19 protein-coding genes are annotated in these 16092 nt (G+C 62.5%); 13 read left to right on the plus strand and 6 right to left on the minus strand.

Annotated elements, in window-relative coordinates; all coding sequences use genetic code 11:
* Positions 1-3: 3 nt before the first annotated feature.
* The 5 genes from C0V82_RS12045 to C0V82_RS12065 all read left to right on the plus strand — a co-directional run bounded on the left by C0V82_RS12045 (position 4) and on the right by C0V82_RS12065 (position 5095).
* Positions 4-849 (plus strand): shikimate dehydrogenase, encoded by an 846-nt coding sequence (locus tag C0V82_RS12045; protein ID WP_102112555.1) that lies wholly within the window; start codon positions 4-6, stop codon positions 847-849.
* Positions 846-1469 (plus strand): dephospho-CoA kinase, encoded by a 624-nt coding sequence (gene coaE, locus C0V82_RS12050; protein WP_102112556.1) that lies wholly within the window; start codon positions 846-848, stop codon positions 1467-1469. The genes C0V82_RS12045 and coaE overlap by 4 nt, the downstream gene beginning before the upstream one ends.
* Before the next feature lie 5 nt (positions 1470-1474).
* Positions 1475-2161: a DNA polymerase III subunit epsilon gene (gene dnaQ / locus C0V82_RS12055; protein ID WP_102112557.1), complete on the plus strand. Its 687-nt coding sequence runs from the start codon at positions 1475-1477 to the stop codon at positions 2159-2161.
* Between the two features lie 73 nt (positions 2162-2234).
* Complete coding sequence (locus C0V82_RS12060; RefSeq protein WP_158659887.1) at positions 2235-4091, plus strand: DUF885 domain-containing protein; 1857 nt, start codon at positions 2235-2237, stop codon at positions 4089-4091.
* Positions 4092-4168: 77 nt separating this feature from the next.
* Positions 4169-5095: a 5'-methylthioadenosine/S-adenosylhomocysteine nucleosidase gene (locus tag C0V82_RS12065; protein WP_199772403.1), complete on the plus strand. Its 927-nt coding sequence runs from the start codon at positions 4169-4171 to the stop codon at positions 5093-5095.
* Here C0V82_RS12065 and C0V82_RS12070 read toward each other — a convergent pair.
* Positions 5073-5384 carry a 4a-hydroxytetrahydrobiopterin dehydratase gene (locus C0V82_RS12070; RefSeq protein WP_102112559.1) on the minus strand — a complete coding sequence of 104 codons (312 nt, stop codon included), beginning with the start codon at positions 5382-5384 and terminating at the stop codon, positions 5073-5075. The genes C0V82_RS12065 and C0V82_RS12070 overlap by 23 nt on opposite strands.
* A 104-nt stretch (positions 5385-5488) precedes the next feature.
* On the opposite strand from C0V82_RS12070, the gene C0V82_RS12075 reads away from it, so the two are divergent.
* Complete coding sequence (locus C0V82_RS12075) at positions 5489-5896, plus strand: metallopeptidase family protein (RefSeq protein ID WP_102112560.1); 408 nt, start codon at positions 5489-5491, stop codon at positions 5894-5896.
* 347 nt (positions 5897-6243) lie between these two features.
* Positions 6244-6609 carry a ribbon-helix-helix domain-containing protein gene (locus C0V82_RS12080; protein WP_199772404.1) on the plus strand — a complete coding sequence of 122 codons (366 nt, stop codon included), beginning with the start codon at positions 6244-6246 and terminating at the stop codon, positions 6607-6609.
* A gap of 35 nt (positions 6610-6644) precedes the next feature.
* Here C0V82_RS12080 and C0V82_RS12085 read toward each other — a convergent pair whose 3' ends face one another.
* The gene (locus tag C0V82_RS12085; protein ID WP_102113402.1) at positions 6645-7145 is read right to left on the minus strand and encodes a PaaI family thioesterase; all 501 of its coding nucleotides are present in this window, start codon (positions 7143-7145) and stop codon (positions 6645-6647) included.
* Positions 7146-7320: 175 nt separating this feature from the next.
* On the opposite strand from C0V82_RS12085, the gene C0V82_RS12090 reads away from it, so the two are divergent.
* Both C0V82_RS12090 and C0V82_RS12095 read left to right on the plus strand, forming a co-directional pair.
* A complete protein-coding gene (locus C0V82_RS12090; protein WP_102112562.1) occupies positions 7321-8805 on the plus strand; it encodes a pentapeptide repeat-containing protein in 1485 nt (494 codons plus the stop codon).
* A gap of 9 nt (positions 8806-8814) precedes the next feature.
* On the plus strand, positions 8815-9555 hold the full coding sequence (locus C0V82_RS12095) for a DUF599 domain-containing protein (protein ID WP_102112563.1): 741 nt from the start codon (positions 8815-8817) through the stop codon (positions 9553-9555).
* On the opposite strand, the gene C0V82_RS12100 is transcribed toward C0V82_RS12095, so the two are convergent.
* Positions 9556-10806 (minus strand): Hsp70 family protein, encoded by a 1251-nt coding sequence (locus C0V82_RS12100; protein WP_102112564.1) that lies wholly within the window; start codon positions 10804-10806, stop codon positions 9556-9558.
* A gap of 186 nt (positions 10807-10992) precedes the next feature.
* On the opposite strand from C0V82_RS12100, the gene C0V82_RS12105 reads away from it, so the two are divergent.
* The 3 genes from C0V82_RS12105 (at position 10993) to C0V82_RS12115 (ending at position 12182) form a co-directional block, all read left to right on the plus strand.
* Entirely contained in the window at positions 10993-11367 is a 375-nt protein-coding gene (locus tag C0V82_RS12105) for a helix-turn-helix domain-containing protein (RefSeq protein WP_102112565.1), read from the plus strand.
* A gap of 106 nt (positions 11368-11473) precedes the next feature.
* Complete coding sequence (locus C0V82_RS12110) at positions 11474-11932, plus strand: Fur family transcriptional regulator (protein WP_054168009.1); 459 nt, start codon at positions 11474-11476, stop codon at positions 11930-11932.
* A gap of 4 nt (positions 11933-11936) precedes the next feature.
* Positions 11937-12182 (plus strand): hypothetical protein, encoded by a 246-nt coding sequence (locus C0V82_RS12115; protein WP_102112566.1) that lies wholly within the window; start codon positions 11937-11939, stop codon positions 12180-12182.
* 43 nt (positions 12183-12225) lie between these two features.
* Here the strand turns inward: C0V82_RS12115 and C0V82_RS26885 are convergent, their stop codons facing one another.
* The 3 genes from C0V82_RS26885 to purB form a co-directional block, all read right to left on the minus strand.
* Positions 12226-12378, minus strand: a complete 153-nt coding sequence (locus C0V82_RS26885; protein ID WP_158659888.1) for a hypothetical protein — start codon at positions 12376-12378, stop codon at positions 12226-12228.
* Between the two features lie 48 nt (positions 12379-12426).
* Positions 12427-12579 carry a hypothetical protein gene (locus C0V82_RS26890; RefSeq protein ID WP_158659889.1) on the minus strand — a complete coding sequence of 51 codons (153 nt, stop codon included), beginning with the start codon at positions 12577-12579 and terminating at the stop codon, positions 12427-12429.
* Between the two features lie 434 nt (positions 12580-13013).
* Entirely contained in the window at positions 13014-14309 is a 1296-nt protein-coding gene (purB, locus tag C0V82_RS12120) for an adenylosuccinate lyase (RefSeq protein WP_102112567.1), read from the minus strand.
* Positions 14310-14724: 415 nt separating this feature from the next.
* Here purB and C0V82_RS12130 point away from each other — a divergent pair, with 415 nt between their 5' ends.
* On the plus strand, positions 14725-15990 hold the full coding sequence (locus C0V82_RS12130) for a porin family protein (protein WP_102112569.1): 1266 nt from the start codon (positions 14725-14727) through the stop codon (positions 15988-15990).
* Positions 15991-16092 lie beyond the last annotated feature (102 nt).

Below are 16092 nucleotides of genomic sequence, written 5' to 3' on the forward strand. Positions count from 1 at the left end.
TGAATGTTGACAGGCAAGGGGCTGATCGCCGGTGTCATGGGCTGGCCCGTTGGTCATTCGCGCAGCCCGCTGCTGCACGGGTTCTGGCTACGCCATTACGGGATCGACGGCGCCTATGTGCCGCTGGCGGTGCCGCCGGACCGGACAGAACAGGCCATCAGGGCGTTACCGGCGATGGGGTTCCAGGGCTGCAACGTCACCATCCCGCACAAGGAGGTGGCTTTCCGTATTGTTGACCGGCTGGACAGCAACGCCCGGCGCATCGGCGCCGTCAATACCATCATCGTTGCCGAGGATGGCACCCTGGAAGGTGCGAACACGGATGCTTTCGGCTTTTGGGAAAACCTGGTGGCCACCGCACCGGCCACCTGGTCCGTCACACGCGGTCCGTCGGTGGTGCTGGGGGCCGGAGGTGCGGCGCGGGCCGTCGTAGTGGCGCTGTTGGATGCTGGTGCCCCCGAAATCCGGCTGTTGAACCGTACCCAGGCACGGGCCGCCGAAATCGCGGCCGATCTGGGTGATCCGCGCATCATGGTTGGGGCTTGGGATGGGCGCGATGTGGCACTGGATGGTGCCGTGCTGCTGGTCAATTCCACCAGCCAGGGCATGAATGGCTATCCGCCCCTGGAGATCGACCTGTCCGCCCTGCCGACCGATGCCCTGGTCACTGATATCGTCTATGTCCCGTTGGTGACGCCCTTATTGGCCGCCGCCGCTGCGCGGGGAAATCCCGTCGTGGATGGGCTGGGCATGTTGCTGCATCAGGCCCGGCCTGGCTTTCACGCCTGGTTTGGCACTGATCCTCAGGTGACGGACGATCTGAGGCGCTTCGTACTGGACCCGCGATGATCATCCTGGGCCTGACCGGTTCCATTGGCATGGGAAAGTCCACGGCGGCCAGCATGCTGCGCCGCCTGGGTTGTCCCGTCCATGATGCCGATGCCAGTGTCCACAAGCTTTATGCGCGGGGTGGCAAGGCTGTTCCGGCCATCCAAGGCCTGTTTCCTGATGTGGTGAAGAACGGGTCTGTGGACCGGGCCGCCCTGGCCACCGCTGTGCTGGGTCGGCCTGACGCCCTGAAACGGCTGGAGGCGGCGGTGCATCCGCTGACCCGTGCCGATGCCGATGACTTCCTGAAACGCTGCGCCCGGCGTGGTGTGCCCGTGGCCGTCATGGACATCCCCCTTCTCTATGAAACAAAGGGGGAGCAGCGAGTGGATGCGGTGATCGTTGTGACGGCACCCGCCTGGCTGCAGCGTCAGCGCGTGCTGGCCCGACCCGGCATGAATGCCGCGAAACTGGCCAATATTCTGGCGCGGCAGGTGCCGGATGCGGAAAAACGCCGGCGGGCGGATTTTGTCGTGCCGACAGGTTTGGGCCGACGCTTGACGCTGCTGCACCTGCGCCGCATCGTGGTGGCCATGAAACAGCGTCAGGGCCGCGTCTGGTCGCCGACACGAAAGGTTTAACGCCCATGCGCGAGATCGTTCTCGACACCGAAACCACGGGCATCGACCCGCTGAACGGCGACCGCATCGTTGAAATCGGCTGTGTGGAGTTATTTAACCACATCGCCACGGGACAGCATTACCACGCCTATCTGAACCCCGAGCGCGACATGCCGGCAGAGGCTGAGGCGGTGCACGGCCTGTCATCCTCTTTCCTGTCTGACAAACCGGTCTTTCCCGCCGTTGTCGGGGATTTCCTGGATTTCATCGGCGATGCGCAGCTGGTGATCCATAATGCCACGTTCGATATCGGCTTCCTGAACATGGAATTGGTGCGGATCGGCATGCCGAAGCTGACCAATCCGGTCGTCGATACCGTCAAGATCGCGCGCAAGCGCTTCCCCGGCGCGCCGGCCAGCCTGGACGCGCTTTGCCGCCGGTTTGAAATCGACAATTCCAACCGGACCCTGCATGGCGCGCTACTGGACAGCCAGTTGCTGGCCGAGGTCTATCTGGAACTGATGGGCGGTCGTCAGCCCGATCTGGTGCTGGCCGGGGGTCCCGCAGCGGTCCAGACGGGGCTGGATGCCGGCCCTGCCCGGGTTGTCCGCACCACCCGCCCGCCGCGCCCGCATGCACCTTTGCCCGATGAACTGACGGCACATGAAGCCTTTGTGAAGGGGATAAAAAACGCCGCCTGGCTGGCGTCGTGAAGGATGCATTACCGACGATGTTTCACATGAAACATCGGACCTGATCACGATAACAAGAATGGAACAGCGATCCATGCGTCACCGCCTTTCCCGTCGTCAGTTTCTGGCCGGTTCGGCCGGTCTGGCGCTTGTTGCTACCACCCCGCTGCTCGCCGTCGCGCAGGGCCTGCCCGGTCCCTTGTCGCTGACGGATGCGGCCAAACCGAAGAACAGGGGTGATGCCGCTGCCCTCCACGCGTTCTTTGCAGAGGTGTATGAGGCCGACCTGTCCCTGTCGCCGGAAACCCAGACGCAGCGCGGTCGCAAGACCGGCTATGACCGCTGGGACGACGGCAGAGATGCCTTTGCCGACGCTTCTATCGCCCGCACCCGTCAGGCGCTGGATCTGTTGCGCCAGGGTTGGGATGCCGGCCAGCTGGGCGCCACCGACCGGTTGAATTTCCGCCTGTTCGAGGCGCAGTGCGAGGCGGAGATTGAGGCGCATCGCTGGCGCAATCACCGCTATCCGATCAACCATCTCTATGGCCGTCACTCCGGCATCCCCAGCTTCCTGGCCAATCAGCACCGGATTGACGATGTCGCCGATGCGCGGGCCTATCTGGCCCGTCTGAACGGCGTGTCCGCCGTCATCCAGAATGTCATCCGGCGCGGGGAAGATGCCGCCGCGCGCGGCGTGGCGCCGCCCAAATTCTCGCTGGCCAAGATGCGGCCCGATATCCGCTCCGTCATCACTGGCGCCCCGTTCGATCAGGGCCCGGACAGCGCGCTTTATGCCGATTTCAAGAAGAAGGTCGGCGCCCTTACCATTGCGCAGGGTGAGAAGGATAAGCTGGTGGCGGAGGCCGCTCGTATCCTGACCACCAAGGTCAAGCCCGCCTATGAGGCGCTGGACGCCGCCGTGGCCAAGCTGGAGGCGGCGGCCACTCATGATGACGGTGTCTGGAAGCTGCCGGATGGCGATGCCTATTACCGGTTCTGCGTGAAGAACAGCACCACCACTGACATGAGCCCGGATCAGATCCACGAACTGGGTCTGAAGCATGTGGCGCTGCTGCAAAAGGACATGCAGGGCATCATGCGTCAGGTGGAATTCCACGGCAGCCTGCCGGAATTCTTCGAACATCTGCGCAATGATCCGAAATTCTATTTCAGTGGCGACGATGCCGGTCGCGCCGCCTATCTGGCCCATTGCGAGAAGCTGATCGCGGATTACACCAAGCGCCTGGACGAATGGTTCATCACCAAGCCCAAGGCGCCGGTCATCGTGAAGCGGGTGGAGCCCTATCGGGAAAAATCGGCCCCGCCGGCCTTCTATAACCCGCCCTCGCCCGATGGATCGCGGCCCGGCATCTTCTACGCCAACCTTGCCAATATGCGGGAAATGGCGAAATGGCAGGCCGATGCCATCGTCTATCACGAGGCGATCCCCGGCCATCACATGCAGATCGCCATTTCCCAGGAACTGGGTGATGTGCCGGATTTCCGGCGCTACAGCTTCTTTGGCGCCTATATCGAGGGCTGGGGCCTGTATGCCGAACGCCTGCCCAAGGAATATGGCTTCTACCAGGACCCCTATGCTGATTTCGGTCGCCTGACGACACAGGTCTGGCGGGCGGTGCGGCTGGTCGTGGATAGCGGCATCCATGCCAAGCGCTGGACCCGTGAACAGGCCATCGATTATTTCGTGACCAACACGCCGCTGAACCGGGAGCAGGTGATCCGCGAGATCGACCGCTACATCGTTAATCCCGGTCAGGCCACCAGCTACTATGTCGGCATGCTGAAGATCCTGGACCTGCGCGATCAGGCGAAACAGGCGCTGGGGGCGAAGTTCGACCTGCGCGCCTTCCATGATCTGGTGCTGCGCACCGGGGCGGTACCGCTGGATGTGCTGGGTGAACAGGTTGAGGCTTGGATCAAGAAAGCCTGATCCGGATGGTGGCGGTTGACGATCTCGTTGTCTGCCGCCACCATGCCCATCCCGCACTGCAACATAGATGGCGTCCCATGATCCGGCTGATCCCCGCCCTTCTGGCTTTCCTGCTGCTGCTGGCGCCAGCACGGGCAGAATTGCTGGACGCGACACCGCGCACGGCGGTGATGTCGGCCTTCGCGCCAGAACTTGTCACCCTGCTGGCCAGTACCAAGGATAAGAAGGTGATCTCTGTGCATGGCGTGGATTTCACGCTGGGCACATTGGCAGGACGCCCAGTGGTGCTGGTCCTGTCGGGCGTCAGCATGGTGAATGCCGCCATGACAACGCAGATGCTGCTTGACCGGTTCAAGGTCGACGCCTTGCTGTTCAGCGGCATTGCCGGCGGTCTTGACCCGCATCTGCATATTGGTGACGTGGCCGTGCCCCGCCGCTGGGGCCAATATTTGGAAAGTCATTTCGTACGCGAAGGCGCGGACGGAACCCTGAAGCCCGTGCCCTGGGCCAGCCTGCCTTATCCCGCCTATGGCGTGATCCAGCCCTCCAACGCCTATGTCCGCGTACCTGGAAAGGCCGAACCAATCCGTAAATTCTGGTTCGAGGCGGATGCCGGTCTGATGGCCTTGGCCGAAAAGGCGGTGGCCGGGGTGAAGTTGGACAAGTGCGCTGCAAACAAGACCTGCCTTGAGACAAGTCCCAAGATTGTCATGGGTGGGGACGGGGTGTCGGGCCCCGCCTTCATGGACAATGCCGGCTGGCGCGCCTATCTGAACGGCACCATCGGGGCCAAGGTGGTGGATATGGAAAGTGCCGCCGTGGCGCTGGTCGCTGAACAGAATGGCGTGCCCTACATCATCTTCCGGTCCGTGTCCGATCTGGCCGGCGCCGACCCGGATGAAAACCGCATCCCAACATTCATGGCTTTGGCCTCCAGCAACGCTGCCAAGCTGGTGACGGCGATGCTGGCGGTTATGCCAATCACCGCGCCGCCTGCTCCATGAAGGTTGCCATCTCAATGTCCAGGCGGCTGATACCCCCGACATCGTGGGTGTTCAGCGTGACGTCGACGCGGTTATAGACATTGAACCATTCGGGATGGTGGTCGATCTTGTCGGCCAGGATGGCGACGCGCGTCATGAAGCCGAACGCTTCGTTGAAGTCCTTGAAACGGAAGGTCTTCACGATGGCGGCCTGATCGGCACGCAGGGTCCAGCCGGGCAGGGACCCCAGAGACGCCGTCACGGCATCATTGTCCAGTTTCGGCGGGCGGCCGGTTTGGGCTTGCGTCATCTCTTCCTCCTGATCAGGATTTGTTGGCCTGTAGGTGGACCGGGGCGGCGGCGGCGTCAAGCCGCCATCGCCCACCCGACACCCTTTGTCCTAACCGGTATCTCATGACGTCGCTTCGCCGCTTCACCACCGCCCCGACCCTGGCAGAGATGGAAATCATCGCCGCCCGCGCCGCCGACAGCATTCCCGATGCGCTGCGTACCCATGTGCGCAATGTCCTGATCCGGGTGGAGGATTTTCCGGACGAGGAGACGGAACGGGAAATGGGCCTGGAAAGCCCGTTCGACCTGCTGGGCCTTTACCGTGGTGTGGGCATGCCCTGGCAGAGCGTGACCCAGCCGCGCCTGGAGCCGGACCTGATCTTTCTCTATCGCCGGCCCATCCTGGATTACTGGTGCGAGACGGGGGAGGATCTGGACCATCTGGTCCGCCATGTCCTGATCCATGAGATCGGGCATCATTTCGGCTTCAGCGACGCCGATATGGAGGCACTGGAGGCGGAGACCGAGTAATCGGCGCCCGCGGCATGCCGTCCGCATTTCAATCGTGCAGACTGAATATTCATAAGGCGCGAGCCTGACTTCCTATAAACCGGGCCGGCAATGTTGGAATCCCGGAGCAACGCTTATGCCTGCTAGCCGGTGTTTGGCGGCCTCCAGAAATGATCCATAAGCCACGCACCGGGAGAGATGCGCCCCTGGTCGGTCCCGCCTGTGGTCCGCCCGATGGGCCCCGACCAGTGCAACTTACCCAAGATTGATTTTGATTGATCTGGTCATATGACGTGACATATAGGTTTATGTGTCTGCATATTGATTTATGCCGACATGTCCCGTTCATGTCCAGTGGGGAGGCACCCGTGCCGCCGCGTTCAAAGCGTTTCTCCGGTGAAGACCTGCCCGATGGCAGCAGCACCCTGGTCATCCGCAACGTCGTCGTTCTGGGCAAGCGCACCAGCCTGCGCATGGAACCGGAAATGTGGGATGCACTGTCGGATGTCGCGGCGCGTGAAGGACATAACGTCCATGACATCTGCACCAGCATCGTGGAAAGGAAGCCCGCCGCCGCATCCCTGACGGCGGCGATCCGGGTTTTCCTAGTGAACTATTACCGCGTTGCCGCGACCGAGGAAGGCCATGCCAGGGCAGGGCACGGGCAGGGCAGTGCCGACATTATCGCTGCCGCCCTGTCCATGTATAACCCGCCGGCTGCCCCTGCAGAATGACTACTAGAAGATGAATAAATAATAGTGTAAGCGGCCTATTTTCCGGCTTGGACGAAGCAGGTGCAGGTGCCGTGGGCATATAGCTTACCATCGTCACGGCCCACCACCCGGCCCTCCGCCAGCATCAGGGTGCGACCGGCATTGATCACTTTGCCCTCCACCCGCACCATGCCGGCATCACGCAGGATGGGGCGCAGGAAGCTCACTTTCAGGTCTACGGTGCCGTATCCAGCCCCGGCGGGAAGTATGGTATGGACCGCACAGCCCATGGCACTGTCCAGCAGCGTGGCCGCGAAGCCACCATGGACGGTGCCCAACGGGTTCAGCACATGGTCGCCCGGTTCCCCTTCAAACACCACACGGCCTTCCTCCACCTCGCCCAATAGCAGGCCCATGCCCAGGGTCGCAGCCATGCTGGGTGCCGGCAGGTCGCCACGCGCAATCATCCGGATAATCTCGATCCCTGGCAGGTGGGTCAGCAGGGCGGGGTCCAGCGGGCGAGCATCCCAGTCATAGGTGCGGCTGCGGCGGGTCATGTCGGCATCCATAGTGGTTATATGTAAAAAGAACGAACGGTCGTATTATACGCGACGAATAGGTTGGGTCAACCATTCCCGGAACACATCGCTTCGCCGCATTGTGGAGCGGTATTCTCTAGCGTAGGGTGCAGATAACAAAATCACCAATGCCGGTTTCCGGGGCCAACGACCAATGACCAACACGAGCACGCCCGCCCGCGATGTGGAATTCCTTCGCAAGGAATTTCAGCTTCACCGTCAATGGCTTGACGGCAAGGGCGGTCGGCGTGCCGAACTGGCTTTCCAGGATCTGTCGGGCCTGACGCTGAAGGGCGCGCGCCTGGCCGAGGCGAAGCTGGCAGGGGCTAACCTTTCAGGCTGCAACCTGGAAGGTGCAGATTTGGCCCGTGCCGACCTGTTCGGCGCCGATCTGGAAGGGGCGGAACTAACCAGTGCCAACCTGTCTGGCGCCGATCTGCGAGGTGCAAATCTGCATCGCGCCACCCTCAACGATGTCATTCTACGTGGTGCGGATTTCCGGTCTGGCACGTTGTCAGACAGCAGCGGTGCCACCAAACGTGACGGTGCTGCCGTCCTGACGGAGGCGCGGCTGGAACGCGCCATCCTGTGTTCGGCGAAATTGACGGGCTGCGACCTGACGGGTGCAGATCTTATGGATGCCGATCTGGCCGGGGCCGACCTGTCCAAGTGCGTCATGCTGGGTGTCGACCTGACGGGGGCTAATCTGTTGGGTGCGCAACTGGCTGGCACCATGATTGACAGCGAGATACTGTCGCGTGGCAAGCATCTGCCGGACGGGGTGACGACTATGATCGCCTCGCCCAGCCGGCGGCGCATCCCGACGGCGGAACTGTCGGCCATGATTGATGCCCATGAACAATGGATCGAAACCGGCGGGGCCAAGGGCGCGCGGCTGGATCTGGACATGGCGGAACTTGACCCGCTGGTCCTGCACGGCCGCAATCTGGCTGGTGCCCGTCTGCGTCGCTGCCGTCTGACTGCTGCCGACTGGGCCGATAACCGGCTGGAAATGGCCGATCTGTCCTATAGCGACCTGACGGAGGCCGTGCTGGACGGGTCCGTCCTGTCGGGGGCCACCTTGCGCCGGGCCAACCTGTCGGGTGCGCATCTGGCCGGCGTGGACCTGACGGCCAAGACGCTTTCGGGCGGGCGCAGCTGGCCCGCCAATCTGGACGGGGCCATCCTGCGGGGTGCCGACCTGACCAATGCCATCCTGTCCGGGGCCATCCTGCGCAAGGCCGATCTGGCGGGCGCCATCGTCACCGGCGTCAATATGCGCGGTGCAGATCTGGCCGGTGCCACCCGCGCCGGCGATGGCGATGCCAAGCAGCGCCGCCGCCTGCGCCGTTTCGTGCAGCCGCCCCTGGCCGTGGGCAGCCGCAAGGGAACGGCCCGCACCCGCAACTGGTCCTTCGGCGGGCTGGCCATCGATGCCGATCCCGCCCTTTATCAGGAAGGCGAACTGGTCACGCTGCTGGTGGCCGCACCGGGGGCGGGTGACCCGGTTCCGGTGCAGGCGCGGGTTATGGCGCTGGACGCCACTACCCGTTCCGTGTCAGTGAAATTCGAGCCGCTGACGCCCGAGTTGAAGACCTATCTCAACGGGCTGGTGGCACCGCGTTACCGCCTGGCCTGAGGGTTTGTCATGCCGCCGCTGTTTTCGTCTCTGACGCTGCTTGATGGCGCGGCCTTCGCGTGGTTCGTGCTGCTTTGGTGGGGCTATGGCTGGCTGACCGACCGCCGCCAGGGGGCACCCACCAGCCTGAACCAGCATATGCTGCGCATCCGCATCCGCTGGATGACCAACATGCTGTACCGGGACAACCGGGTGATGGACAGCATGCTGATGGGCCACCTGATCCACAGCGTCTCCTTTTTCGCCTCCACGACCGTGCTGGTGCTGGCTGGCTTGTTAGGTGTGTTGGCCTCGTCCGACAGTGCCTACAAGGTGGTGATGGAACTGGGTTTCACGAACCCGACCGACCGGACGGTGTTCGAGGCCAAGCTGCTGCTGCTGCTGGCCATCTTCGTCTATAGCTTCTTCTCGTTCACCTGGGCGGTGCGGCAGTTCAATTACACCATCGCCCTGATCGGCGGCGCGCCGCTGGACCCGGGGGAAGAGGCGCTGACGACGGCCAAGGCGGCGGCCAAGATGATGACGCTGGCCATCACCAGCTTCAACCGCGGCCTGCGCGGCTATTACTACGCTTTCGCCAGCCTGGGCTGGATGATCCATCCCTATGCCTTCATCGCGCTGGTGGCGCTGGTGACTTACGTCCTCTGGCGTCGGCAGTTCCGCTCTGCCGCCTTCGACGCCGTCGCCCGCTACTCCGCGCATGGCATGGGTGAGCGGCCTGTAGGGGGGAAAAGCCAGGGCGGGATGTGATCACCCGTAGCGCCGGCCCGCCTCGATGGTCAGGCCCAGGCCGACGGCACCGAACTTGTCACCTTCAACGATGCGGGCCTCGGGCACGGCGCCGGTGATGGCACTGCGTACGGCGGGCAGCAGGGTGGAACCACCGGTCAGGAAGATGGCATCGACCTGATCCCCGCGCAGGCCCGCCTGACGCAGGCAGTCTTTGGTCATGGCCGCCAGCCTTTCCACCGGATCGGCTACCGCCGCGCCCAGGCGACCCCGCGTTGACGGGGCCTCCAGACCCTTCTCGACCAGCGACAGATCGATATCATGGGTGCTGGCCCCCGATAGGGCGATCTTGGCCTCTTCCACCTTCATGGCCAGCGCGTGGCCCAGATGTTCCTCCAGCACGGTCACTAGCCGCCGGATTAACTGCGGATGCTTTGCCTCCTTCACCAGCCGTTCGACATCGCTCAGGACGGCGGGGTTGTAGAGGAAGTTGATTTTGGCCCAGGTCGCTAGGTCGACATAGAGATGGTTGGGTGTCAGCAGCCCCTGGCGCAGCAGGGGGGAGCGGTAGCCCAGATGCGGCATCACCGCCTCCAGGCTCAGCAGTCGGTCGAAGTCGGTGCCGCCGATGCGCAGACCGTCATTGGCCAGGATGTCATCGGCCCGTTCGGCCCGCTGTGCCCGGTCCGGCCCGATGCGCACGATGGAAAAGTCTGACGTACCGCCGCCGATATCGGCGATCAAGGCAATCTGTTCGGCATTGATCTGCGCTTCATAAGCCAGTGCCGCCGCGATCGGTTCATATTGAAAGCTGACATCCTTGAACCCGCTGGCCCGCGCAATGTCGGCCAGCGCGTTTTCCGCCCGCTGGTCGGCGGCATCGTCACCATCGACAAAATGCACAGGGCGGCCATGGACCACATGGGTCAGCTCCTGACCGCACCGCCGCTCACCCTCTTCCTTGATGTGGCGGATGACCAGGCCGATAACCTCACGGAAGCCCACGCGGCGGCGGCCCAGCAACGTCTCTTCATCGATCAGGCTGGTGCCCAGCACGGATTTGATGGACCGCATCAGCCGCCCGTCGCCACCCGCCACATAGGCATTGATGGCGGCACGGCCAAAGGCGGGTCGGTGGGTCTCGAAATCGAAGAAAATGGCGCTGGGCAGCGTCTCATGGTCGCCTTCCAGTGCCAGCATGCGGTTGCCCGCCTCATCCGCCACGCCGAGCGTGGAATTGGAGGTGCCGAAATCCAGCCCGCACGCCACCATGATCCTGAACCCTTCAACCCGGCAAAAGGGGCGAGGTTGTAAGAGGCGGGGCCGGTCGCGTCAAGCACCTATCGACTTGGAATAAGGAAAGACGCGAAAAAGGAAGCAGGAAAGCCGGGGCTTTGCGCCCACCTCTTCGACCTTTATGCTACGGCTCCCTGATCCCCGTCGTTCCGTCCGGTGCCCATGACCCCGTTTGGTGAACGTGTCCGTCAGCTTCGCGCCGAAAAGAGCGTCAGCCTGAAACAGATGGCGGATGAGCTGGAAATCTCCTCGGCCTATCTGTCGGCCTTAGAACATGGGCACAAGGGTTTGCCCTCTCCCATGCTGCTGCGCCAGATATGCACCTATTTCGGGCTGATCTGGGACGCGGCGGAGGCGGTAGAGCGGCTCGCGGCCCTATCCGATCCGCGCGTAACAGTGGATACGGCTGGCCTGACACCTGACCATACGCTGGTCGCAAATCTACTGGCGCGCGATATTGCCCGGCTTACCCCGGCACAGCTATCGGCGCTGTTGCGGCTGTTGGGTCAGGAACAGCCGGCCTTGACGCAGGTATAAGGCGGATTTATCGAATGAGTATGTCCATCCCCCTCGCCTTGGCGCGCGGGATGGTCCATATGTTGGCGGATCATTCGCCATGAGAACCGGATCGGAGACGACGGACATGCCATCCCGCCTCGAACAGCTTTGCGTCCAGAAGGGCCTGAAGATGACTGAACAGCGCCGCGTCATCAGCCGCGTGCTGTCGGACAGCCAAGACCACCCGGATGTGGAGCAGGTTTACCGGCGGGCCGTGGAGATTGATCCGCATATCTCCATCGCCACTGTCTATCGCACCATGCGCTTGTTCGAAGAAGCCAATGTCATCGAACGCCTGGATTTCGGCGATGGCCGCGCCCGTTATGAAGAGGCGCGCGAGGAACATCACCACCATCTGATCGATGTGCAGACGGGCGACGTGGTGGAGTTTTCCAGCGAGGAGCTGGAGAAGATCAAGGAGAAGATCGCCGACGAGCTGGGTTACCGGCTGATCGGTCATCGCCTGGAACTGTATGGTGTGCGCAAGGACCGTCCCATCGTGGAACGGACCTATGTTCCCGGTGGCCACGGCTCCAAGGTCTGACCCGATGGGCCGGGATATTCCCAAGGAATTTCTGGGCCAGCCCTGTGCGGATCATCCGGCGGCGGGTAGTGGCGATTGCTGCCGTTCCGCCGTCACCCGCGCCTATCGCGAAATGCGGTCGCGTGGTGTGCCGGATACGCATTGCCTGGACGTCGCCATGGCGGTTTATCAGTGGCACCACCCGGAAGCGGAGGCCGTCTCAAGTGCGGCCATTGTCGGATCCTGGGTTCTGGGCCAGACCCGGCACTGAGGCTGGGTCACACTTCAATGAATTCCGGATACTGAACCGCGTATCAGAGCAGCGTATTCAGGAACATGGCGATGAAGGCGGCGACGGACAGGACCGTGGCGGCTTCGATCGCGCTGACACCGTCCTTCAGGAAGGCACCGAAACCGGACAGGACTTCATCAGCGTCATGAGCGGCGGCGTTGATATAGGCGGACATGGGGTTTCTCCTTGATCTCGATAATGTCGGGGGGAAGGTATCGCCGGCTTACAGCATCACATGCAGGCTGAGCGTCATCAGGGCGCCGATGGCCAGAACAGCGACCGCTTCGACCATGTCGGCGGCGGTCGGCAGCGAGGCGAAGAAGCTTTCCACAATGTTGTCGTCGGCGGCTTCGATCTGGTTCGTCAGGCTGGTCATCTTCATCTCCGTGGGTTCGTGTCTTTCGATGACCCAGTATCAGCAAAGGGTGTGCCAACTGGCATTTTTGCATATTCTGGAAAATATATAGGCACAACAAGAGTGAATTTGGCCATAAAGTGACGAATAAAGCCAAATGATGGCAGATCGACGACGACTACGTCGCGATGATTGTCCGAAAATGAACAGATATGGGTGCCGAACTGTCCGCCAACGGACGTTTGCCTCATTGTGCCGCCCGATCACTTGACCAGGTTGATGCAACCCTGTCATGCATTGGGAGGGGCGTTAGGTCGCTGACTTTTGCCTCATCTCAGACAGCGCCACCGCTCATGGCAGCCTGACCCCAAGAAAAAAGCCCCCGCACTGCTGTCGTGCGGGGGCCTCAATCTTACAAAAGTGTCAGGCCGGCATGTCTGCCGCCAGCACTCCGCTTACTCGCCAAACACGCGGCGGAAAATCGTGTCCACATGCTTGGTGTGGTAGCCCAGGTCGAAGGCGTCGTCGATGGCGGCCTCGGTCAGGTGCTTCATCACGTCCGCATCGGATTTCAGCATGGTGCGGAAATCCTTGCCTTCCAGCCAGACGGGCATGGCATTGCGCTGTACGGCGCGATAGGCGTCTTCGCGGCTCATCCCTGCCTGGGTCAGGGCCAGCAACATGCGCTGCGAATTATGCAGGCCGCCCAGCATGTCCAGGTTCTTCTGGAGGTTTTCCGGGTACACGACCAGCTTTTCGATCAGGCCCGTGGCGCGAACCAGGGCGAAATCCAAGGTCACGGTGGCGTCGGGGCCAATCATGCGTTCGACCGACGAATGCGAGATATCGCGCTCATGCCACAGCGTGACATTCTCCAGCGCCGGGGTGACATAGCCGCGCACGATACGGCTCAGGCCAGACAGGTTCTCCGACAGCACCGGATTGCGCTTGTGCGGCATGGCGCTGCTGCCCTTCTGGCCGGGCGAGAAATATTCCTCCGCCTCGCGCACTTCACTGCGCTGCAGGTGGCGGACTTCGGTCGCCAGATTGTCAAGGCTGGCGGCAATCACGCCCAGGGTCGCGAAGAACATGGCGTGACGGTCACGCGGGATCACCTGGGTGGAATGCGGCTCCACCGTCAGGCCCAGCTTCTCCGCCACATACTCTTCCACGAACGGGTCGATATTGGCGAAGGTGCCGACGGCACCCGAAATGGCGCAGGTGGCGATCTCGGCCCGGGCGGCCAGCAGGCGCGTCTTGTTACGGGCAAAGGCGGCGTAATGGCCGGCCAGCTTCACGCCGAACGTCGTCGGTTCGGCATGGATGCCGTGGCTGCGGCCAATGGTGGCCGTATACTTATGTTCCAGCGCGCGGCGCTTCAGCGCGTCCAGCAGCTTGTCCAAATCGGCTAGCAGCAGGTCGGCAGCCTGGGTCATCTGCACCGCCAGACAAGTGTCCAGCACGTCGGAACTGGTCATGCCCTGGTGGACGAAGCGTGCCTCCGGCCCGACATGTTCTGCCAGATTGGTCAGGAAGGCGATGACGTCATGCTTGGTCTCGCGCTCGATCTCGTCGATGCGGTCGATCTCCCAGGCGCCGCGCTCCCATACGGCCTTGGCGGCGTCCGCCGGGATCACGCCCAGCTTGGCCTGCGCGTCGCAGGCGTGGGCCTCAATCTCGAACCAGATGCGGAACCGGTTCTCCGGGTCCCAGATGCGGGTCATTTCGGGGCGGGAGTAGCGGGGGATCATGTCGGTCGGCCCTGGCGCTTGGAAAGGTGGCGGGAAAGGCGGGGCGGACCATAAGGGCAAGTGGCGGCCCTGACCAGTGCCGCGCCTGACAGGGTGCCATGCCCGCCATCTGTGGCAGCCGCGCCACGCTGCATCAGGATCACCACCCCCACCCAAAGGTCGGGGTTACAGTTTTGTGACAAACCCCGCCACTCTGTGCCTGTATTGATGTGCTGGCTAATATTGATCGGGTCGATCCCATCATCGGCCCAAATCATTTGCAGGGCACATCATCGATGACCTTGCCGTGTACCTGCCCGCATTGGTGAAGTACCCGACATCTTTGCCCGTGCCGGGAGCATCCCGTCATGATTTCGTCATCCCAATGCAATGAACGAGTGCCCCGCCACGGGGCCGCCCATGGGAGGATTTGCTGATGAGAGTGTCACCCCGGATATCCGCCGCCCTTCTGGCCGGTGCCGCCCTGTTCGCCGTTTCCGCTTCCTCCGCCATGGCCCAACAGGCCCCGGCGCAGGCCAGCGAGGTCGAGGCACTGCGCGCACAGGTTCAGGCCTTGATGGCCCGCATCGACAAGCTTGAAAAGGCGCCCAGCACGCCCGCCGGTCCGCCCGCCAGCAAGGATGCGCCGCTGGTGTCCGCCGATGCCTTTAAGGCGCCGCAGGTGACGCAGTCGGGCAATGCCAAGGTGAAGCTGATGCTGTCCGGCCAGATCGGCCGGGCCGTCGAATTCGCCGATGATGGCTTCGACAGCGATCTGATGCATGTCGACAATGCCCAGTCCTCCTCGCGCATCCGCGCCTCCGGTACGGCCAAGCTGGATGACAGCTGGACCGCCGGTACGGATATCGAGTTCGAGACCCAGTCCGGTTCCTCCCGCGCCACCGGTTTCGGCACCGACAGCGGCGCCTTCACCATCAATGAACGCAAGGTGGAGTTCTGGGTTCAGCACAAGGATTTCGGTCGCATCTGGGTTGGCCAGGGCGATACGGCAACCAACGTGACCTCTGAGGTTGACCTGTCCGGCACTTCCACCCTGATCAGCCATACGGATGTCGGTTCGCTGTTCGGTGGCGTACTGTTCCGCAACAAGGCCACACGCGCCGCCGGTCCCAACATCAATGCGGCCTTCAACAATTTCGACGGTATGCACCGTGAAGACCGCATCCGTTATGATACGCCCACTTTCGGTGGTGGCTTCATGCTGTCCACCAGTTTCATCGAAGGCGGCGCCACCGACTTTGCGGCCCGTTACACGGGCAAGATCGGCGACACGGAAGTGTCCGGCGCCATTGGCTATGCCGACAATGACAGCCGGACCGGCTTTGATACGCAGACCAATGGTTCCATCTCGGTCAAGCTGGCCAGCGGCTTCAATGTGACGCTGGCCGCGGGTACCCGCGACCTGGGCCCGCGCGACAGCGATTTCTGGTACGGCAAGCTGGGCTACATCTCCAAGCTGACCAGCCTGGGCAACAGCGCCTTCGTCATCGATTACTATACGCAGGAGGATTACTCCTCCCTTGGTGCAGACGCCAAGGCCTGGTCAGTAGGCTATGTGCAGACTGTCGACGCCTTCGCCACCGACTTCTACATCAGCTACCGCAATCACCAGTACGATACGCCCACGGCCAATTTCAAGGACGTGAACGGCGTGATCTCTGGCGCGCGCGTCCGTTTCTGATCCCTTCTGTTGATGTCACCGCAGCCCGGTCGGTCGCGGTTTGGCCCGGCTTCCGCATGATCCGTGCGGGGGTCGGGCCTTTCTTTGGCCCGATCCGTTGTT

Source organism: Niveispirillum cyanobacteriorum (assembly GCF_002868735.1).
GTDB classification, from domain to species: Bacteria; Pseudomonadota; Alphaproteobacteria; order Azospirillales; family Azospirillaceae; genus Niveispirillum; species Niveispirillum cyanobacteriorum.